General features: G+C 62.9%; 19 protein-coding genes and 1 tRNA gene. 11 read left to right on the forward strand and 9 right to left on the reverse strand.

From position 1 onward, the window contains the following. Positions 1-34 precede the first annotated feature (34 nt). From LB523_RS27390 to LB523_RS27430, 9 genes are all read left to right on the forward strand, one after another. Entirely contained in the window at positions 35-172 is a 138-nt protein-coding gene (locus LB523_RS27390) for a hypothetical protein (protein WP_176477023.1), read from the forward strand. 416 nt (positions 173-588) lie between these two features. Beyond that, positions 589-1,845 carry an N-acetylmuramoyl-L-alanine amidase gene (locus LB523_RS27395; RefSeq protein WP_224608888.1) on the forward strand — a complete coding sequence of 419 codons (1,257 nt, stop codon included), beginning with the start codon at positions 589-591 and terminating at the stop codon, positions 1,843-1,845. Between the two features lie 230 nt (positions 1,846-2,075). Then, positions 2,076-4,532: a penicillin-binding protein 1A gene (locus tag LB523_RS27400; RefSeq protein WP_224608891.1), complete on the forward strand. Its 2,457-nt coding sequence runs from the start codon at positions 2,076-2,078 to the stop codon at positions 4,530-4,532. Positions 4,533-4,661: 129 nt separating this feature from the next. Then, positions 4,662-5,793, forward strand: a protein-coding gene (prfB, locus tag LB523_RS27405; RefSeq protein ID WP_140636761.1) for a peptide chain release factor 2 whose coding sequence is annotated in 2 segments (ribosomal slippage) — positions 4,662-4,727 and positions 4,729-5,793 — 1,131 coding nt in all. Because the reading frame shifts where the segments join, the coding sequence is not laid out codon by codon here. Between the two features lie 31 nt (positions 5,794-5,824). Then, the gene (locus tag LB523_RS27410) at positions 5,825-6,229 is read left to right on the forward strand and encodes a GFA family protein (protein WP_224608894.1); all 405 of its coding nucleotides are present in this window, start codon (positions 5,825-5,827) and stop codon (positions 6,227-6,229) included. A 293-nt stretch (positions 6,230-6,522) separates the two neighbouring features. Beyond that, on the forward strand, positions 6,523-6,900 hold the full coding sequence (locus LB523_RS27415) for a hypothetical protein (RefSeq protein ID WP_224608897.1): 378 nt from the start codon (positions 6,523-6,525) through the stop codon (positions 6,898-6,900). A gap of 261 nt (positions 6,901-7,161) precedes the next feature. Next, a complete protein-coding gene (locus tag LB523_RS27420; protein ID WP_095767598.1) occupies positions 7,162-7,530 on the forward strand; it encodes a GFA family protein in 369 nt (122 codons plus the stop codon). Positions 7,531-7,667: 137 nt separating this feature from the next. Then, entirely contained in the window at positions 7,668-8,318 is a 651-nt protein-coding gene (locus tag LB523_RS27425; RefSeq protein WP_027170410.1) for an OmpA family protein, read from the forward strand. Between the two features lie 250 nt (positions 8,319-8,568). Then, positions 8,569-9,177: a hypothetical protein gene (locus LB523_RS27430; RefSeq protein ID WP_140842830.1), complete on the forward strand. Its 609-nt coding sequence runs from the start codon at positions 8,569-8,571 to the stop codon at positions 9,175-9,177. Positions 9,178-9,270: 93 nt separating this feature from the next. Here LB523_RS27430 and LB523_RS27435 read toward each other — a convergent pair whose 3' ends face one another. Further along, on the reverse strand, positions 9,271-10,812 hold the full coding sequence (locus LB523_RS27435; protein ID WP_224608899.1) for a DEAD/DEAH box helicase: 1,542 nt from the start codon (positions 10,810-10,812) through the stop codon (positions 9,271-9,273). A gap of 290 nt (positions 10,813-11,102) precedes the next feature. Further along, positions 11,103-11,876 (reverse strand): NAD kinase, encoded by a 774-nt coding sequence (locus tag LB523_RS27440; RefSeq protein ID WP_140842832.1) that lies wholly within the window; start codon positions 11,874-11,876, stop codon positions 11,103-11,105. A 245-nt stretch (positions 11,877-12,121) separates the two neighbouring features. On the opposite strand from LB523_RS27440, the gene LB523_RS27445 reads away from it, so the two are divergent. After that, on the forward strand, positions 12,122-12,286 hold the full coding sequence (locus LB523_RS27445; RefSeq protein ID WP_224532355.1) for a hypothetical protein: 165 nt from the start codon (positions 12,122-12,124) through the stop codon (positions 12,284-12,286). Between the two features lie 19 nt (positions 12,287-12,305). Here LB523_RS27445 and LB523_RS27450 read toward each other — a convergent pair whose 3' ends face one another. Genes LB523_RS27450 through LB523_RS27470 form a run of 5 tightly spaced genes read right to left on the reverse strand, consistent with a single transcriptional unit; the run spans position 12,306 to position 16,850 of the window. Then, positions 12,306-13,064 carry an MBL fold metallo-hydrolase gene (locus LB523_RS27450; protein WP_224608902.1) on the reverse strand — a complete coding sequence of 253 codons (759 nt, stop codon included), beginning with the start codon at positions 13,062-13,064 and terminating at the stop codon, positions 12,306-12,308. Between the two features lie 3 nt (positions 13,065-13,067). Then, entirely contained in the window at positions 13,068-14,132 is a 1,065-nt protein-coding gene (locus LB523_RS27455; protein ID WP_224608905.1) for an ABC transporter ATP-binding protein, read from the reverse strand. Then, entirely contained in the window at positions 14,129-14,911 is a 783-nt protein-coding gene (locus tag LB523_RS27460) for an ABC transporter permease (protein ID WP_224608908.1), read from the reverse strand. Before LB523_RS27460 ends, LB523_RS27455 begins: the two co-directional genes overlap by 4 nt. Positions 14,912-14,913: 2 nt before the next feature. Continuing rightward, entirely contained in the window at positions 14,914-15,759 is an 846-nt protein-coding gene (locus LB523_RS27465; protein ID WP_224608260.1) for an ABC transporter permease, read from the reverse strand. An 8-nt stretch (positions 15,760-15,767) separates the two neighbouring features. Continuing rightward, positions 15,768-16,850, reverse strand: a complete 1,083-nt coding sequence (locus LB523_RS27470; protein WP_224608912.1) for a spermidine/putrescine ABC transporter substrate-binding protein — start codon at positions 16,848-16,850, stop codon at positions 15,768-15,770. Between the two features lie 93 nt (positions 16,851-16,943). Here LB523_RS27470 and LB523_RS27475 point away from each other — a divergent pair, with 93 nt between their 5' ends. After that, positions 16,944-17,558 (forward strand): TetR/AcrR family transcriptional regulator, encoded by a 615-nt coding sequence (locus tag LB523_RS27475; protein ID WP_224608915.1) that lies wholly within the window; start codon positions 16,944-16,946, stop codon positions 17,556-17,558. A gap of 27 nt (positions 17,559-17,585) precedes the next feature. Here LB523_RS27475 and LB523_RS27480 read toward each other — a convergent pair whose 3' ends face one another. After that, positions 17,586-17,786, reverse strand: coding sequence for a DUF2905 domain-containing protein (locus LB523_RS27480; RefSeq protein ID WP_224608917.1), 201 nt, complete (start codon positions 17,784-17,786; stop codon positions 17,586-17,588). Between the two features lie 111 nt (positions 17,787-17,897). Further along, positions 17,898-17,973 (reverse strand) — tRNA-Thr (locus tag LB523_RS27485). Positions 17,974-18,034: the final 61 nt, after the last annotated feature.

Raw genomic sequence — 18,034 nt, forward strand, 5'->3', positions numbered from 1 at the left:
TGCGCCTGTATCTGTGTGCATGCCGGATAATTGAATGTCCGCCGGCCGCCGCTTGAGCGCAATGGCGGTGCCGCCCGCAGCCATTACGGCGCGGTTTGATGCGGACCTTTCCATGATTGCGCTTGAAGCCATCGGCACCCGGCAGAACCTTTTGAACCAAAGCCCGGGCTAAGCCGGACCAGCTTGTTTGCTCATAAAGAGCCGGCGCGGGACAATCCCGGCCGTTTTCCTCACGCAAGCGATTCCCCCGCCACGAGGGCACGCCTGCGAAAATCGTCGCGACCACCTGAGCCTGGAAGGGTAAAGGAGCCGCCTTTGCATCCAGCCTTTGGCAGGAAACTGCTGAGGCGAGCGGTTCCAGGATTGCAGTGATCCAATGTCGCTTTTATGATTTGGCGGGATGGAAGGCAACCCCGATTTCGGATGCCGGCTTAAAGCGCTTCCCCTGGGGAAGGCGCCTTCATCCCGCTCTATGAAAGGCTTGGTTAACCTTCTCTGAATACCAATCGTTAATCGAGTTGGCGGCCTGACAGGCATTCTGCGAGAAGACCGGGCGCAATGCGTCAAACCGGGAGCGACGAATAAGAGATGGGATTGGCGGGCGCCGCAAACAAGAGAGGTGGGGCCGCCGGGCATCTCCTGCGCGTGACCTGGACTGGCTTGCTGCTGGCGGTCCTGTCCTGTTTCGCCGCCGCCGTGCACGCCGAAACCTTGCTTGGCGCGACCGGCTACAAGATGGCCGGCGACGCCGCCAAGATGCGCATCGTCGTGAATTTCGACCACGAGCCGGACGTCAAATGGTTCCTGCTGCGCGGTCCCAATCGCCTGGTCGTCGATCTGCCGCGCACGCGATTCGCGCTCGACGCCAAGGATGTGAAGCCGCGGGGTCTTGTACGGGCAGTTCGCTACGGCGATCAGGGACATGGCTCGCGCCTGATCCTCACCGGCAAGGGCCCTTTCGTCATCGACAAGCTCGACGTGCTCAAGAATGACGACGGCAGCGGCTACCGCATCGCCATCGATATGTCGGCTGCCTCCGAGCGGGAGTTCGACGAAGCTCTCGCCAACCAGTCGCTGACCACTGGTTCGACGGTTTCGACCGAAAAAGGCGAACGGGTCGGCACCGGACCGGTCTCGGCGCCGGGCCATCGCTTCACGGTGGTTATCGATCCCGGTCATGGCGGCGTCGATGGCGGCGCCGAAAGCTCCGCCGGCACGGTCGAGAAGGACGTCACGCTCGCTTTTGCCAAGGAACTGCGCGACAAGCTGGCCGCGGTCGGCAAATACGATGTCTACATGACGCGGGACAACGACGTGTACCTGGCGCTCGACGAACGCGTGCGCATCGCGCGCCAGCACGAGGCCGATCTTTTGATCTCCGTCCATGCCGATACGATCGCCGTCAAAGGTCTTCGCGGCGCCACGGTCTACACGCTTTCCGACAAGGCTTCCGACCCGGAAGCCCAGGCGCTCGCCGATCGCGAGAACCTGTCCGACCAGTTCGCCGGAATGAAGATCGAGGACGACAACAAGGAAGTCACCGACATTCTGATCGACCTGATCCGCCGTGAGACCCATGGTTTCTCGATGAGCTTCGCCCACACGCTGGTCGGTCAGCTGTCGACCAGCGTCGGCATGATCAACAACCCGCAGCGCTCGGCCGGCTTCAGGGTGCTCAAGGCCCCGGACGTGCCGTCCGTCCTGGTCGAGCTCGGCTACCTCTCCAATAACAAGGACGAGGCGCAACTGCTGAACGCCGACTGGCGAGGCAAGGCGGCGCAAAGCATAACCAACGCGGTTGCCCTGTTTGCCGCCGCCAAGGCCGGAACCGCGACGGGCGGCTGACCCGCCGCACCTGCCCGCAACCGCCGGGCGTCTGCAACCGCAAGCAGCGTTGCATGACGACAACACCCGGCGTTATTATTCGGCAACCGAGTCCTCAAATTTCGCGCTGCCGTATTTTGTCCACATGGCCGCTACATGGGTTTTTCGATTGCGGATTGGGACCGCCCCGGGAAGCTTGCGCGACTGTCGGCTTCGTTTAGGAAATTCCCGAACCTCGGACTGGAGCGGGCATGATTCGTCTCATCGGCTATTTCTTTGGCATCGGCACGACGCTGGCGCTGCTGATGGCGGCCGGTCTGGCCATCTATATCAGCCATCTGACCAAGGACCTGCCCGACTACGAGGTTCTGGCCAAATACGAACCGCCGGTGACGACGCGCATCCATGCCTCCGACGGCGCGCTGATGGCTGAATATGCGCGCGAGCGGCGTCTCTATCTGCCGATCCAGGCCATCCCGGACCGCGTCAAGGCCGCCTTCATGTCGGCCGAGGACAAGAACTTCTACAACCATCCCGGCATCGACATCACCGGCCTTGGCCGCGCCATCGTCGTCAACCTGCAGAATTTAGGTTCCGGCCGGCGGCAGGTCGGCGCCTCGACGATCACCCAGCAGGTGGCGAAGAACTTCCTGCTCTCTTCCGATCAGACCTATGAGCGCAAGATCAAGGAGATGATCCTGGCCTTCCGCATCGAGCAGGCCTATTCGAAGGACCGCATCCTCGAGCTCTATCTCAACGAAATCTTCTTCGGCTTTGGCGCCTACGGCGTCGCGGGCGCCGCGCTCACCTATTTCGACAAGTCCGTCAACGAGCTGACAGTCGCGGAAGCCGCCTATCTCGCCTCGTTGCCGAAGGGCCCGAACAACTATCACCCCTTCAAGCACGCCGACCGCGCCCTGGAGCGCCGCAACTGGGTCATCGACCAGATGGTCGAGAATGGCTACGTCACCCGCGAGGAGGGCGACAAGGCCAAGGCCGAACCGCTCGGCGTGACGCCGCGCCGCAACGGTTCCTACCTGTTTGCCGGCGAGTACTTCACCGAGGAAGTCCGCCGCCAGATCATCGCTCGCTACGGCGAGAATGCGCTTTACGAGGGCGGCCTGTCGGTGCGCACCACGCTCGATCCGAATGTCCAGCTTATCGCCCGCAAGGCGATGCAGAACGGCCTGCTCAAATACGATATGCTGCGCGGCTATCGCGGTCCGGTGACGCATATCGACGTCACCGGCGACTGGGGCGTGCCGCTCGGCAACGTGAAGGGTCTCGAGGATGTTCCGGAATGGACGCTGGCCGTCGTCCTCGACAGTTCGGCAACCGGGCTGACCATCGGCATCCAGCCGACGCGGCAGATTTCCGGCGATCTGGTCAAGGAGCGCGTCCAGGGCACCGTCAGCAAGGAGGACATGGGCTTCGCCATGCGCCACTTCGTCAACGGCAAGTCCGTCAGGGCGAAGTCTCCGGCGGAAGTGCTGGAGCCCGGCGACGTGATCTTCGTGCAGAAGAACGACGGCTCCGACAACACCTACATGCTGCGCCAGGTGCCGGAGGTCGAAGGCGGCCTCGTCGCCATGGATCCGCATACCGGCCGCGTGCTGGCCATGGTCGGCGGCTTCTCCTACGCGCAGTCGGAATTCAACCGCGCCACCCAGGCGATGCGCCAGCCCGGTTCCTCGTTCAAGCCGATCGTTTATTCGGCGGCGCTCGACAACGGCTACACGCCGGCTTCGGTGATCATGGACGGCCCGATCACCATTCAGAGCGGCAACACCACCTGGACGCCGAAGAACTATGACGGCACGGTCGCGGGCCCGGCCACCTTGCGCTCGGGCATCGAAAAGTCGCGCAATCTGATGACCGTGCGGCTGGCCAACGACATGGGCATGAAGCTGGTCGTGGAATATGCCGAGCGCTTCGGCGTCTACGATCATCTGGCGCCCTATCTGCCGATGGCGCTGGGCTCGGGCGAGACGACCGTCATGCGCATGGTGTCGGCCTATTCGATCATGGCCAATGGCGGCAAATCGATTAAACCCTCGCTGATCGACCGCATCCAGGACCGTTACGGCAAGACGGTGTTCAAGCAGGACGAGCGCGGCTGCGAAGGCTGCAACGCCACTGAGTGGAAGAACCAGACCGAGCCGGAGCTGGTCGACAATTCCGAGCAGGTGCTCGACCCGATGACGGCATATCAGATCACCTCGATGATGGAGGGCGTCGTGCAGCGCGGCACCGGCGCCACCATCGGCGAGCTCGGCCGCCACATCGCCGGCAAGACCGGCACGACCAATGACGAGAAGGACGCCTGGTTCATCGGCTTCACCCCGAACCTCGTTGTCGGCCTCTATATGGGCTATGACACGCCGCGCGGCCTTGGCCACGGCGCCACCGGCGGCGGCTTGGCGGCCCCGATCTTCAAGGATTTCATGCGCGTTGCGCTCGACGGCAAGCCGAACACCGACTTCCAGGTTCCCGACGGCATGAAGCTGATCGCAATCAACCGCAAGACCGGCATGCGCGCCGCCGAAGGCGATCCGAACACCATCATCGAGGCTTTCAAGCCTGGCACCGGTCCGGCTGACAGCTACTGGGTGATCGGCATGGGCGCGGATGGCTCGAACGGTTCGGGCGGAGCGCTGTCGCCGCAGGCCAACCAGGCCATCCAGGACGGCGGCGGCGGCCTCTACTGACGTTGCCGGATTTGGCGATGGGCCGGCGGGGGTGGTGCCGGCCCATTTCGCTTTACAGGCAGCGATGCCGTGCCTATGTATCGCGCCTATTCCGAAAAGACCGAAAAGAACAGGACCGAACCAAGAGCCATGCGCGCGGAAACGCTCAACATCGTCGATGAGATCAGGCAGGCGATAACCCTGCTGAGGAGGCATCTTTGACTGGGATCAGGCTGTAAAGCGGCTTGAATACCTGAATTCGCGCGCCGAGGATTCCAGCCTCTGGAATGATCCCATCGAAGCGCAGAAGCTGATGCGGGAGCGCCAGGAGCTCGAGGACGGCATCGCTGCCGTCAAGGGGATGACGCAGGCGCTGGAAGACAATATCGGACTGATTGAGCTCGGCGAGGAAGAGGGCGACGACGGCATCATCGCGGAAGCGGAGGCGGCGCTTCGTTCGATGCAGGGCGAGGCGAAGGCGCGCCAGGTCGAAACGCTGCTGTCGGGCGAGGCCGACGCCAACGACACCTATCTCGAAATCCATGCCGGCGCCGGCGGCACCGAGAGCCAGGACTGGGCCTCGATGCTCCTGCGCATGTACACGCGCTGGGCCGAGCGCCGCCGCTTTAAGGTCGAGGTGCTGGAAGTCCATGACGGCGAAGAAGCGGGCATCAAGTCCGCCACCGTGATGATCAAGGGCCACAACGCCTATGGCTGGCTTAAGACGGAGTCCGGTGTCCATCGCCTGGTGCGCATTTCGCCTTACGACAGCAACGCGCGGCGCCACACCTCCTTCGCCAGCGTCTGGGTCTATCCGGTTATCGACGACTCGATCGAGATCAATGTTTCCGAATCCGACGTGCGCATCGACACCTATCGTTCCTCGGGTTCGGGCGGCCAGCACGTCAACACCACCGACTCGGCGGTGCGCATCACCCATCTGGCGACCGGCATAGCAGTCGCCTGCCAGGCCGAGCGCTCGCAGCACAAGAACCGCGCCAAGGCTTGGGAAATGCTGCGCTCGCGGCTTTACGAGGAAGAGCTGAAGAAGCGCGAGGCGGTCGCCAATGCCACCGAGGCGTCGAAGAGCGATATCGGCTGGGGCCACCAGATCCGCTCCTACGTGCTGCAGCCCTATCAGCTTGTGAAGGATCTGCGCACCGGCGTCGAAAGCACCTCGCCTTCGAGTGTGCTCGACGGCGACCTTGACGAATTCATGGAAGCCTCGCTCTCGCATCGCATCGAGGGCGGCGCAGGCGAAGCGGTGGCGGACCTCGACTAGTACGCACCCGTTGCAGGAGCGGAGAAAGCCGGTGTCTACGGTACTTGCGGGAAAATGCTTCTGCGGCGACGTCCACTATGAGGTTGCGGACGAATTCGTTTACGCGGCGAACTGCCATTGCTCGAACTGCCGGCGCACGACGGGCTCCGCGTTCAAGCCGTTCGCCGGCATCGAGCGCGACAAGTTCCGTCTCATCGCGGGCGAGGGCGGGCTGCTGATCTTCGGCGACGAGAGCGGCCACGACGCGCATTGCGGCCGATGCGGCTCGCTCCTTTATTCGTTGGTCCGCGACGGCGCCTACGTGCATGTCGCCATGGGCACGCTGGTCGACGAGCCGACGATACGGCCGAGCGCGCACATTTTTGTCGGGTCCAAGGCGAAGTGGTTCACAATCGCTGACGACCTGCCGCAGTATGATGAGCATGTTCCCGACTGAACGTCTGGAACCAGCTTGAGCCGAATCTCGTTGTCGGGCACCAGATCCGCGCGGCTAACCGCTCATTAACCAAGCCGACGCACGATTCTGGATGGCAGAGGTTGGCGTGAAGCGCGGCATTGCCGTTGCAAGCGGATGCTTGCGCCAGCCAGGGAATCAGCCCAGCCTTCGTGCTGGGTAAAAAGCATTTATGGCCGGATGCGGCATATCTGCGACCGACGATCCGGCCACTGGGAAGACACGTTCCGGGAACGGGCAAGCGAAAACGCTTGATGCTCGAAAGGAACGCTTCGATGTCTGCTGCCATATCAAGATCGGCCCAAGCCGTTCGACCGGCTGGCCGACTTTTGTTCTCCCTGTTCGCCGTTGGAGCGATCGCGGCGCTGGCGCCGCCGGCTGCTGCGCACGATGCCCAGCCCACCGCGGCCATGCCGCAAGGCTGGAAATATCCCTTTGCCTGTTGTGCCAACTACGATTGCAAGGAGGTGCCGCAGTCATCGATCAGCGAGCGGCCCGAGGGCTACGTCATTGAAGGTACGGGCGAGGTGGTGGCTTATGCCGACAAGCGGGTCAAGAATTCGCCCGACGGCGAGTACCACTGGTGTGCGCACCAGGCCGGGCTCGACGCCGGCAAGACCATCTGCCTGTTCGTGCCGCCTCCCTCCTACTAGGGCTCTGAACCTGCCGCGGAAGGCGAGGCGCTGGGGCTCGATCCACGGCAGGAGAAGGCTGCCGACTTTGCTGACAGACGGTTGTCAGGACGATTTCTTTATGTTGCCCTGCACCGAGCAATTCCAGGAAAAGTGCGTAGCGGTTTTCCGTCCGGAATTGCGTGCACCCAGGACGCGCAATTCCAGGAAAAGTGCGTAGCGGTTTTCCGTCTGGAATTGCGTGAAACTAAGGGCGCGGCGGACAACGGAGAGGTTGAGTCCATGACCATCAGGGGAAGCTGTCACTGCAAGGCGACAACCTTCGAGGTTGCCGAGGCGCCGCGGACGGTGACGCAATGCACATGCTCGTTCTGCTCGAAGCGGGGCTCGTTATGGGCCTATTATGTGCCGTCGCAATTCAAGCTGACGAGCCCGCCGGAGAATGTCTCCTTCTATCGCTGGGGCTCAAAGACGGTGAAGCATGGTTTCTGCGCCATTTGCGGCTGCGGCACCTTCACCGAGACGCCTGATTGGTCGACCGGAGAGCCGGATTTCGACAACCCGAAGATCAGCGTCAATTCGCGCCTGTTCGATGATTTCGATCTGGACAAGGTCGAGGTGGTGGTCATCGACGGCAAGAATTTGTGGTAGAGCCGACACGGGAGCCACCGCCGGACTTTACCGGCGGCATTCCCGTTCCGTTTTTCGCCGCATTTCATGCTACAAGGCTGCGGAAGGGCTGATTTGGCGCGGTCGCAAAGGCCGCGAATTGGAGAGGGACCAATCTCATGAAGAAGACTGTGCTCGTCGCCGTGGCGACGGCTCTATTGGTGAGCGCCTGCACCACCACCGATCCGTATACCGGCGACCAGAAGATCTCCAACACGGCGGCCGGTGCCGGCCTCGGCGCCCTGGCAGGTGCCAGCCTTGGCCTGCTGGCCGGTGGCAACGACCGCCGCAACGCGTTGATCGGCGCCGGCATCGGCGCGCTCGCCGGCGGCGCGATCGGCGCGACGATGGACCAAAACGAGGCCGAGCTTCGCCGCCAATTGCAGGGCACCGGCGTCAGCGTCACCCGCAGCGGCGACCAGATCATCCTCAACATGCCGTCCGACATCACCTTCAATGTCGACCAGGACGCGGTGAAGCCGGGCTTCTATCCGGTGCTGAATTCGGTCGCGCTGGTGCTGAAGAAATTCCGCCAGACCACTGTGGACGTGTTCGGCCACACCGATTCGACAGGCGGCGACGAGCACAATTTCGACCTGTCGCAGCGTCGCGCGCTTGCCGTCGCCAACTACCTGTCCGGTCAGGGCGTCGATCAGCGCCGCTTCGCCGTCACCGGCTTCGGCAAGACCCGCCCGATCGCATCCAATGCGACCGCCGCCGGCCGCGAGCAGAACCGCCGCGTCGAAATCCAGCTGTCGCCGCTCACCTGAGAAAACGGCGCGCAGAGGCGCAATTCCATCAAGACAAACGGCTCCGAAGGGGGCCGTTTTTGTTTGAAATGGTCCAAAGATGGGTCGAAGCCTTAGGACATTAGTTTGTTCTAATTAATGCTTTTCCAAAACCGGGGAAAGGACTAACATTCTGCTGTTCCAGAGGGGATGGGGCGGTCAATCGGCCGCGCAATCAACATCTACCGCCCCGGTCTTGCACGGCCAGATCAAGAGAATCTGGGAGGAATGCATGACAAGAACAGCTCGCTTGGGGCGCTGCGGCGTCGTCGTTTTGGCATGTCTTATCGGCACATCGTTCGGGCTCGCTTCGGCCCGGGCCGAGGACGCCAACAAGGCCGACATCGAAGCCTTGAAGAAATCGCTGGCCAAGTATGAAGATTACACCGCCGCTGTTCGCGACCTCTATTTGTCGACCGTCGGCTGCATCCACTATGCCGGCGAGAAGATAGACGGCGCTATGTACTATCAGAAGGGCGCGATGGGCATCCATTTCGTCAACGTTCCGAGCGTCGGCAAGCCGCTCGACCCGATGAAGCCCAACGTCCTGATCTACGAGCCGACCAAGAAAGGCTTGAAGCTGGTCGGGGTGGAATGGCTGGTGCCGCTGACGCCGGACACCAAGGAGGTGCCGACGCTGTTCGGGCAGAAATTCATGGGGCCGATGGAAGGCCACTACCCGCTCATTCCGAGGGAGTTCGTCCACTACGACCTGCATGCATGGCTGTTCAGGGACAATCCGAACGGCATGTTCAGCCCGACGAACCCGAACGTGAAATGCAGCAAGGCCGAGTTCCCGATGCTTGAAAAGCCGACCAAGATGATGCCGGGTCCGATGTAGGCATCGCCTTTGGCTGAATTGGTCCAGGCGAAGCCAAAAACGAAACGGCCCCGTGTGGGGCCGTTTTCAATTCAGGCTACGCTGATATCGGCTTCAGACCTTCGCGACGATCCGCATGAAGGCCGGCACGTCGTCGCCGAAGCCGACGGTTGCGTCGTCTTCTTCCTGACGATGGCGGCCGGGGCGGTCGCGCTGCGGACGGGCGTCGCCGCGCTGCTCGTGACGGCTGCCAGAACCCTTGCGCTCGTTCTCGGAACGGATCGCGTCCTTGCGGGCGCGGCGTTCGGCGATGTCGGCCACTTCGGCGACAGGCTGTTCCTCACGCGCGGCATCGGGCGTCTCGTCGCGCTTGGCGTGACGGTCCTTCTTGCGCTCGCCCCGGTCCTTGCGGTCCTCGTCCTTGCGGCCGGCGCGACGCGGGGCGCCGCGGCCGCGGCGCGGCTGCTCCTCGCCCTCGCTCTCGGTCACGGTTGACAGGTCGCCGTCATGCCACTCGATCTTGGTGCCGATCAGCCTCTCGATGGCGTCGACATATTTGGTGTCGGAGCGGGTGGCGATGGTGAAGGACTTGCCGGCGCGTCCGGCGCGGCCGGTGCGGCCGATGCGGTGGACGTAATCCTCGGCGTGGATGGGCACGTCATAATTGAAGACATGGCTGACATCGGGAATGTCGAGACCGCGCGCTGCGACGTCCGAGGCAACGAGGTAGCGCAGCTTGCCGTCGCGGAAATTGGCGAGCATCTGCATGCGGGCGCGCTGGTCCATGTCGCCATGCAGCGCGCCGGCATCGAAATCATGCTTCAACAGCGAGCGGAACAGCTCCGACACCTCGACCTTCCGGTTGCAGAAGATGATGGCGTTCTTCAAATCGGCGTCTTCGGCCTTGATCAGATCGCGCAGCGTCTCGCGCTTTTCCCAGGGTTTCGAGCCGGACTTGACCAGCCGCTGCGTGATGCTGGTCGCCGTGGAGGCGGCCTTCGAAACCTCGACGCGCACCGGCGCGTGCAGGAACTTCTCGGTGAGCTTGGTGATCTCCGGCGGCATCGTCGCCGAGAAGAACAGCGTTTGGCGCGTGAACGGGATCATCTCGCAGATGCGCTCAATATCGGGAATGAAGCCCATGTCGAGCATGCGGTCGGCCTCGTCGATGACGAGGATCTCGACGCCATTGAGCAGAAGCTTGCCGCGCTCGCGGTGGTCGAGCAGGCGGCCGGGCGTCGCGATCAGCACGTCGGCGCCGCGCTCGAGCTTCTTGTCCTGTTCGTCGAAGGAGACGCCTCCGATCAGCAGCGCGATATTGAGCTTGTGGTTCTTGCCGTATTTGATGAAGTTTTCCTCGACCTGCGCGGCGAGCTCACGGGTCGGTTCGAGGATCAGCGTGCGCGGCATGCGGGCTCGGGCCCGGCCCTTTTCCAGGCGCGTCAGCATCGGCAGCACGAACGAAGCGGTCTTGCCGGTGCCGGTCTGGGCGATACCCAGCACGTCCTTGCCGAGCAGCGCATGCGGGATGGCGCCGGCCTGGATCGGCGTCGGCGTGGTGTAGCCGGCATCGGTGACCGCGGAGAGAACCTTCGGCGACAAGCCGAGGTCTGAGAATGTCAACGCTTCTTGAGCGGTCGTGGTGTCTGAGGACAAGTGTTTGTTGTCTTTGTTGGTTGGGAAAATCGCGACACAGTAGCCGCGGCAGGCGCCGCGCGCCTGCAAGATCGGTGTTGCAGTTAGGCGCAAGCCCTCGATTTGTCAACAGAAACGGACCGAAATACAGCGATTGTGAAGACGTAACCTTAATCGCGATGCTTAAAGCGCGTCGCGGCGAAACGGTTTGGGGCTCCGCGCTTTATATCTTTGCTTGATCACGCCGTATGCCCAAAACCGCTGCGCGCTTGGGCGACATGCATTGATCGAAACAATATCCTTGCGCCGGCTCAGTAGCGGAACTGCTCGGCAAGGATACGCTCGTTCCAGGAATGGTTCGGATCGAACAGCAAAGTTGCCGTGGCCGTCGGCGATTCCCGCACGGTGACAGAAGCCACGGCCTTGACCTCGGTGTGGTCGGCGGCGGCATTCACCGGGCGCTTTTCGGCTTCCAGGATGTCGAAGCGCACGGTCGCCTTGTTGGACAGCAGCGCCCCGCGCCAGCGGCGCGGCCGGAAAGGACTGACCGGCGTCAGCGCCAGAAGCGGCGCATCGAGCGGCAGGATCGGCCCATGCGCCGACAGATTGTAGGCAGTGGAACCGGCGGGCGTCGCGATCATCACGCCGTCGCAGTTCAGCTCCTCCAGCCGCACCTGGCCGTCGACGGTGATGCGGATCTTCGCCGTCTGGTAGGATTGGCGCCACAGCGCCACCTCGTTGATGGCCGGCGCCGAAATCGTTTCGCCGTCATGCGTCACGGCGACCATTTCCAGTGGCCGGATCGTCTCGGAGACGGCGTTGGCGATGCGTTCCTCGAGGCCGCCGGCGCGATATTCGTTCATCAGGAAGCCGATGGTGCCACGGTTCATGCCGTAGACCTTCTTGCCCGTGCTCATCGTCTCGCGCAGCGTCTGCAGAAGAAAGCCGTCGCCGCCGAGCGCGATGATGATCTCGGCATCCGCGACAGGCACCTGTCCATAGCGCGCGGACAGGCTTTCCAACGCCGCGCGGGCGTCGTCGGTGTCGGAAGAAACGAAGGCGAAACGGCTGGCGGCTTTGCTCATGGCTCCCGGAGGGCGACCGTCTGCGGGGCCGCGCCGGCGACGGCGTAGCATGCGGCGCCCACGTCTGTGAAGGGCGCTGCGCCGGCCGGGGGGCACACCCGACAATCGCGCTTCGTGACAGCCGCGACATGAATGTGATGGCTGCTATGGTTAAGGCGAAGCTTAAACACTCGTAAAGCCGGATCGATCATGTTAGCCGACAGTGGATGGGTTGGCGGGGGCTAGCCAGTCGAGAGACCTGTCTATTGCCGGTAACGCGTCTGATCATAGTCTTCCTGATGATGGGAAGTTTCGCGCTGATGTTCGCCGAGCTGGTGCGTCATTCCGAAGAGATGAGCCAGCGGCCGCAGCCGACAGCTTCCCGCTGCGGCGACGCCACGGGAACACTTTGCCCGCAAAGGGCGCTGTAGGCTTCGCTTCCCTGATCGCTCAGCCGCTCTGCAAGTGGCACCCGGCCTTGCGTTTGCCCGCGACATACTCATCGATGAGTTGCCGGTAGCGCACCTTGCCGAAGCTCGGGAAATGGCCGCCATGCACGACCGAGACGTTGAGCTCGCGCATGGAAAGCAGGGTCCCGACGTAGTCATCGATGTCGGAGTGATAGACGTCGTCGATCAGCGGCCCGTGATAAACGATGTCGCCGGACAGCAGGATGCCGGTCTTTCTCTCATAAAGCGCGATCCCGCCGGGCGAGTGTCCAGGTGTGTGGATGACCTCGAAGGCGCGGTCGCCGAGGTCGATCACGTCGCCATGCTCGAGCAGCCGGCCCGCCGGCGCGGGCAGGATGCGGTAGCGCGCCGTATCCCAGCCCACCGGCGCGCCGTCGAACATCTCCTCATTGGCGTAGCGGTCCGCCACCGTCCATTCGTTGCGTGGATCGGCAAGGATTGCCGCTTCGGCGGAGTGCACGCAGCGGTCCGGGAATTCGTGATGGCAGCCGATATGGTCGAAATGCGTGTGGCTGGCCACGCAAGTCAGCTTGCGCTCGCTCACCAGCGGCACATGGTGTTTCAGGCTGAAATGGCCGAGGCCGGTATCGAACAACAGGTCGCGGTCGCGCCCGCGCGCATGCCAGATGTTGCAGCGGAAGAATGGTTTTATCCACGGCTCATGGATGAGCGTGATGTCGTCGCCCATGCGGATGGTTTCGTACCAGTCCGGAGCCTCGATGACCGGAAGCGTGCCCATGGATCAGTCCGCCAGCAGGATGATGTCTTGAACGTTGCACGAAACCGGGATCGTGTCGCCTGCCCGGACGGTGGCGGAAGCGGGCACCTTGGCGATGAATTGTAGCGCGGTATCCTGCGTCGAGATGGCCTGCACACGCTTGAAGCTGCCCTGGAAGACAACATCGCCGACCTTGGCCGTGCCGAGCGCGACATCGCTCTTCGCTTCGCCGAGGGCGATATGCTCGGGCCTGATGGCGAGCGTGACCTTGGCGCCGGCAGGCGATGCACCTGGCAGTGAAATCGGCCCCAACGCCGTCGAGGCCGTGACGATCCCGTTCCTCGCCTCGGTCACGGTGCCGGCAAGAATCGTGCTCTCGCCCATGAAAGTGGCGGAAAAGCGCGTCGCCGGCCGCGCATAGACGCGCTCGGGCGGGCCTTCGTCCTCGATGCGGCCGTCATTCATCACCACGCAATGGTCGGCCAGCGCCATCGCCTCCTCCTGGTCGTGCGTGACGTGGATGAAGGCGGTGCCGACGCGCTTCTGGATCGCTTTCAGCTCGTCCTGCATCTGCCGGCGCAGTTTCAGGTCCAGCGCGCCGAGCGGCTCATCAAGCAACAGCACCGCCGGTTCGATGACCAGCGCGCGGGCAAGCGCGACGCGCTGGCGCTGGCCGCCGGAAAGCTGATGCGGCTTCTTGTCGAAGGCGGCCGCCAGCCCGACGAGGGCGAGCGCATCGCGCGCCTTCGCCGCCCGGGTCGCGCCGTCGACGCCTTGCATGCGTAGCCCGAAGCTGACATTGCCGCCGACGCTCATATGCGGAAACAGCGCGTAGTCCTGGAAGACGGTGGTCGTCGGGCGCTTCGCCGGCGGCACCGCGGTGCAATCCACACCACGGATGAACACCTTGCCCTCGCTGGGCGTGACGAAGCCGCCAAGGATCGAAAGCAGCGTCGTCTTGCCGGAGCCGGACGGCCCGAGCAGGATCGTGTAGCTGCCCGGCTCGATCGCCAGCGAGACATTCTTCAGCACCAGTAGCTGGCCGAAGCGATGCGAGACGTTGCGAATGTCGACGAGGGGCGCGCTCATGCCGGCTTTCTCCGCAACAGCGTCAACTCGAAAAGCACCACCAGGACGATGGAGACGGCGAAGACCAGCGAGCCGACGGCATTGGTCTTGGGGTTGAGGCCGGAACGCAGCAGGTTCCAGATCTCCACGGGCAGCGTCGTCTCGAAGCGGGTGAGCAGAAAGGAGATGACGAACTCATCCCAGGAGAAGGTCATCGACAGGAAGAAGCCGGCGAAGATCGCCGGCGCCATGACCGGCACGGTGATCATGAGCAGCACCTTCCATTCGGCGGCGCCGAGGTCGCGCGCGGCGCGCTCGATGTTGATTTGGTGGTCGCCCATCTGGCTGTAGATGATGGCGAAGCAGAGCGGCAGGTTGATCACGACATGGCCGATGCCGGCGGCCAAGAGCGACTTCGGCACGCCGGCCCAATTGAACAGCACCAGAAGGCCCATGCCGATGATGAGATAGCTCACGGTCAGCGGCAGTGTGATCAGGCCGCGCAGGATGGCCGAGCCCGGCAGCACGAAGCGGGCGAAACCCCAGGCTGAGAGGAAGCCGAGCGTGACGGAGGCAAGCGAGGAGAGCACCGCCACAAGCAGCGAGTTGAGGAGCGCCGAGGTCAGCCTCGCATCCGACAGCATCGCCTGATACCAGCGCAGCGACGGGCCGGTGAAGGGCGGGATCGGGAAAGACGTGGCCTGCAGCGAGAAAAGCACCAGCACGATCACCGGCAGGAAGATGAAGCCGTATATCGCGATGGCGTAGACCCAGGCGGCGAGGCGGATGGCGGCGCGCATGGTCAGGCCCGCTCGATCTTCAGCCAGCGGGCGCAGGCAAGATAGGCGATGGTCACCACAGCCATCAGGATGATCGACAGCGCGGAAGCCAACGGGAAGTCGCCGCGGCGGCCGATCTGCATCATGACGAGCTGCGGCATGACCAGCTCGTTGTTGCCGCCGAGGATCTGCGGCGTGATGTAGTCGCCGATGCAGAGCACGAAGGTGAGGAAGGCGCCCACCATGATGCCGGGCAAGGTCAGCGGCAGCACGACATGCAGGAAGGTGCGCACCGGCCCCGCGCCGAGGTCGGCCGCAGCCTTGCGGTAGCTCGGGCTGAGCTGTTTCAGATTGGCGAAGATCGTCAGCGTCAACAACATGACGAAGAAATGCACGAAGCCGGTGACGGTCGCGAAACGCGTGTTGGCAAGCTGGAGCGGCTCGCCGATCAGGCCGATGCCGGTAAGCGCCCGGTTGATGACGCCATTCTGCGCCAGCACCAGCAGCCAGGAATAGGAGCGCACGACATAGGAGGTCCAGAACGGCAGCACCGCCAGCATCAGCGCCAGCCGCTGCCAGCGTTCCGGCACCATCTCGGCAAGAATCCAGGCAAAGGGATAGGCAAGCAGGATCGAGATGACGGTGACGATCGCCGTTACCTCCAGCGAGTTCACCATCGCCCGCCAGTAGGACGGATCGGTGAAGAACTGGCTGTAATTGGCCAGAGTGAAGCCGCCGCCTTCATGCGCCGTCAGGCTGGAAAACCCCATGGCGATGAAGGGCAGCACGAAGAAAGCACATGTCCATGCCAGCGCCGGCGTGACCAGCGCCCAGGGCAGGGCACGCGACTTGTTTCCCGCTGATGTCATCGGCCGGTTTACTGCGCCTGCAGCATCTCGGTCCACATATCCTGCATCTTCTTATCGAGATCGGCGTTCGGCGCCGGATAGGCCTGGGCGCGGGCAAGGAAGCCGGGCTGCTCGTCGAAGCGCAGGATCTTCTTCTGATCATCAGTCAGCGCCGCCTTCTTGTTCGAAGGCATGCCCCAGTAGCAGGAAGAGGTGGCAAGCCGCGCCTGGCCCTCGGGGCTCAGGATGTATTGGATGAATTTCAGCGCCATGTCCTTGTTCTTGGAATCCTTGAACATGGCGAGCGACTGCGACCAGAGCACAGCACCTTCCTTCGGGATCGAGAAATCGAGCGCCGGGTTTTCCTTGGCAAGGCCGGCCGTCACCCATTCGCCGCCGCCGACCAATATGTCGACCTCGCCGGTGGCGAGAGCGGTCTGGCTGGCCGTGACCTCGCCGACCAGCTTGGCGTTGGCCTTCATCTTGAGCAGTTCGGCCTTGAGGGCAGGCAGATCGGCCTCGGTGAGGTCGGCCGTCTTCTTGCCGATGGCCAGAGCGGCCATGCCGATCACCGGCAGGTAGTAGTCGTAGATCGCGACCTTACCCTTGTATTTGTCGCTGGTGAGGGAGGCCAGCGACTGCATGTCGGCCGGATCGACCTTGGTCTTGTTGAAGCCGATCGTGTTGTAGCCGAACTTTTCAGTGATGCCGTAGCGCTTGCCGTCGACGACGGTCGACTTGTCCATCTTCACTTCGGGGAAGAGGTCGGCGAAGGGCAGCTTGTCTTCGGGCAGCGGCTCGAACAGGCCTTTCTCGACGCCGCGCGGCACGTCGATGCTATCGATCACCATCACGTCCCAGTCGCCGGGCTGCGACTGGTCGACGATGGCGAGCCCCGCGCCTGTGCCTTCGAATTCCTTGACGTTGACCTTAACGTTGTTGGCTTCCTCGAAGGGCCGCAGCAGCGCCGGATCGGAATGATCGCACCAGATCAGAGCGTTGAGATCGGCGGCCTGCGCGGCACTGGCTGCGAGCAGCAACGCGGCTGTCGCGCAGGCCGCTACGAGATAAGACTTCAGGGTGAAATGCGGAGTCCGGGCGGTGATGGTCATCGAGTGTTCTCCCTGCCTTGCTGGCTTGTTGGAAGAAAAGTTGAACCAATTCTAAAATTGAGTCAATTATGATTTTGTGGCAGAGAGGCCGATATGAGCGGATTGCGCGAACGGCAGAAGGCGGACCGGCACAGGCGCATCGTCGATGCGGCGACGGAGCTTTTCCGCGAGGCCGGCTATGAAGGCGCCAAGATCGAGGCGATCGCAGCGCAGGCCGAGGTCTCGATCGGCACGATCTACAATTACTACCAGAACAAGGGCGACATCCTCGGCGCCATCGTCTCTATGGAGGTCAACGAGGTGCTGAATGCCGGGCGAGGGGTTGTCGCCAGCCCGCCCGCCAATGTCGGCGACGCGCTCGACACGCTGATCGGCATCTATATCGAGCACTCGCTGAATTATCTGAGCAAAGAGATGTGGCGCCAGGCGATGGCGATCTCGACGCAACTGCCCGACAGCCCCTTCGGCCAGGCCTACACCGCGCTCGACCGCGAATTGACCAAGCAGATCAGCGCGCTGATAGTCCGCCTGCAGGAGATCGGGCTTGTGCGCTCGGACATAGACGGGCCGGCGGTGGGCGAACTGATCTTCAACAACATGAACATGATGTTCATCGAGTTTGTGAAGCGCGACGAGGCAAAGATACCGGAACTGCGCGCGGCAATACGAAGGCAGAACAGGGTGCTGGTGGTGGCGATTGGGGTGTGAAGCGAAATCGCTGCCGCCGAAGCGCCCTTAACGGTTGATCAGCCACAGGATCGCCGAGACCACGACACTGATCAGTATTCCCGTGGTGATGGGAACGTAGAGCCTGAAATGTTCGCGCTCGATCACGATATCGCCCGGTAGCCGGCCAAGGCCGATCCGGCCCACCCAGGGCCATAGCAGACCTACGGCAACCAAACAGAGACCAACGATGATCAGGGTTCGCGACATGCTTCCCCGCGTCTGCGTCACGCCACTAGCGATTATAACCGGCGTGCTCAGCCGCGTGCGCTCGCGAACAGCGTTTGTTCGAAGGGCATTGCGGGCGTCTCCGCTACAGGATGGTGCCCCCGGCAGGGATCGAACCCGCGACCTTCGGTTTACAAAACCGCTGCTCTACCAGCTGAGCTACAAGGGCAACGGCGCTCCGGTAGCACATTTCGTGCGCCAGTAAAGACAAAACTCCGTTTTGGGCTGCC

Source organism: Mesorhizobium sp. ESP-6-4, from assembly GCF_020164735.1.
Classification (GTDB): Bacteria; Pseudomonadota; Alphaproteobacteria; order Rhizobiales; family Rhizobiaceae; genus Mesorhizobium.

What these genes read in the sequence shown, in the direction of transcription:
- LB523_RS27390 (WP_176477023.1), top strand. Translation starts at nt 35, where the DNA reads ATGTCCGCCGGCCGCCGCTTGAGCGCAATGGCGGTGCCGCCCGCAGCC.
- LB523_RS27395 (WP_224608888.1), top strand. Translation starts at nt 589, where the DNA reads ATGGGATTGGCGGGCGCCGCAAACAAGAGAGGTGGGGCCGCCGGGCAT.
- LB523_RS27400 (WP_224608891.1), top strand. Translation starts at nt 2,076, where the DNA reads ATGATTCGTCTCATCGGCTATTTCTTTGGCATCGGCACGACGCTGGCG.
- LB523_RS27415 (WP_224608897.1), top strand. Translation starts at nt 6,523, where the DNA reads ATGTCTGCTGCCATATCAAGATCGGCCCAAGCCGTTCGACCGGCTGGC.
- LB523_RS27420 (WP_095767598.1), top strand. Translation starts at nt 7,162, where the DNA reads ATGACCATCAGGGGAAGCTGTCACTGCAAGGCGACAACCTTCGAGGTT.
- LB523_RS27425 (WP_027170410.1), top strand. Translation starts at nt 7,668, where the DNA reads ATGAAGAAGACTGTGCTCGTCGCCGTGGCGACGGCTCTATTGGTGAGC.
- LB523_RS27430 (WP_140842830.1), top strand. Translation starts at nt 8,569, where the DNA reads ATGACAAGAACAGCTCGCTTGGGGCGCTGCGGCGTCGTCGTTTTGGCA.
- LB523_RS27440 (WP_140842832.1), bottom strand. Translation starts at nt 11,876, where the DNA reads ATGAGCAAAGCCGCCAGCCGTTTCGCCTTCGTTTCTTCCGACACCGAC.
- LB523_RS27450 (WP_224608902.1), bottom strand. Translation starts at nt 13,064, where the DNA reads ATGGGCACGCTTCCGGTCATCGAGGCTCCGGACTGGTACGAAACCATC.
- LB523_RS27455 (WP_224608905.1), bottom strand. Translation starts at nt 14,132, where the DNA reads ATGAGCGCGCCCCTCGTCGACATTCGCAACGTCTCGCATCGCTTCGGC.
- LB523_RS27460 (WP_224608908.1), bottom strand. Translation starts at nt 14,911, where the DNA reads ATGCGCGCCGCCATCCGCCTCGCCGCCTGGGTCTACGCCATCGCGATA.
- LB523_RS27465 (WP_224608260.1), bottom strand. Translation starts at nt 15,759, where the DNA reads ATGACATCAGCGGGAAACAAGTCGCGTGCCCTGCCCTGGGCGCTGGTC.
- LB523_RS27470 (WP_224608912.1), bottom strand. Translation starts at nt 16,850, where the DNA reads ATGACCATCACCGCCCGGACTCCGCATTTCACCCTGAAGTCTTATCTC.
- LB523_RS27475 (WP_224608915.1), top strand. Translation starts at nt 16,944, where the DNA reads ATGAGCGGATTGCGCGAACGGCAGAAGGCGGACCGGCACAGGCGCATC.
- LB523_RS27480 (WP_224608917.1), bottom strand. Translation starts at nt 17,786, where the DNA reads ATGTCGCGAACCCTGATCATCGTTGGTCTCTGTTTGGTTGCCGTAGGT.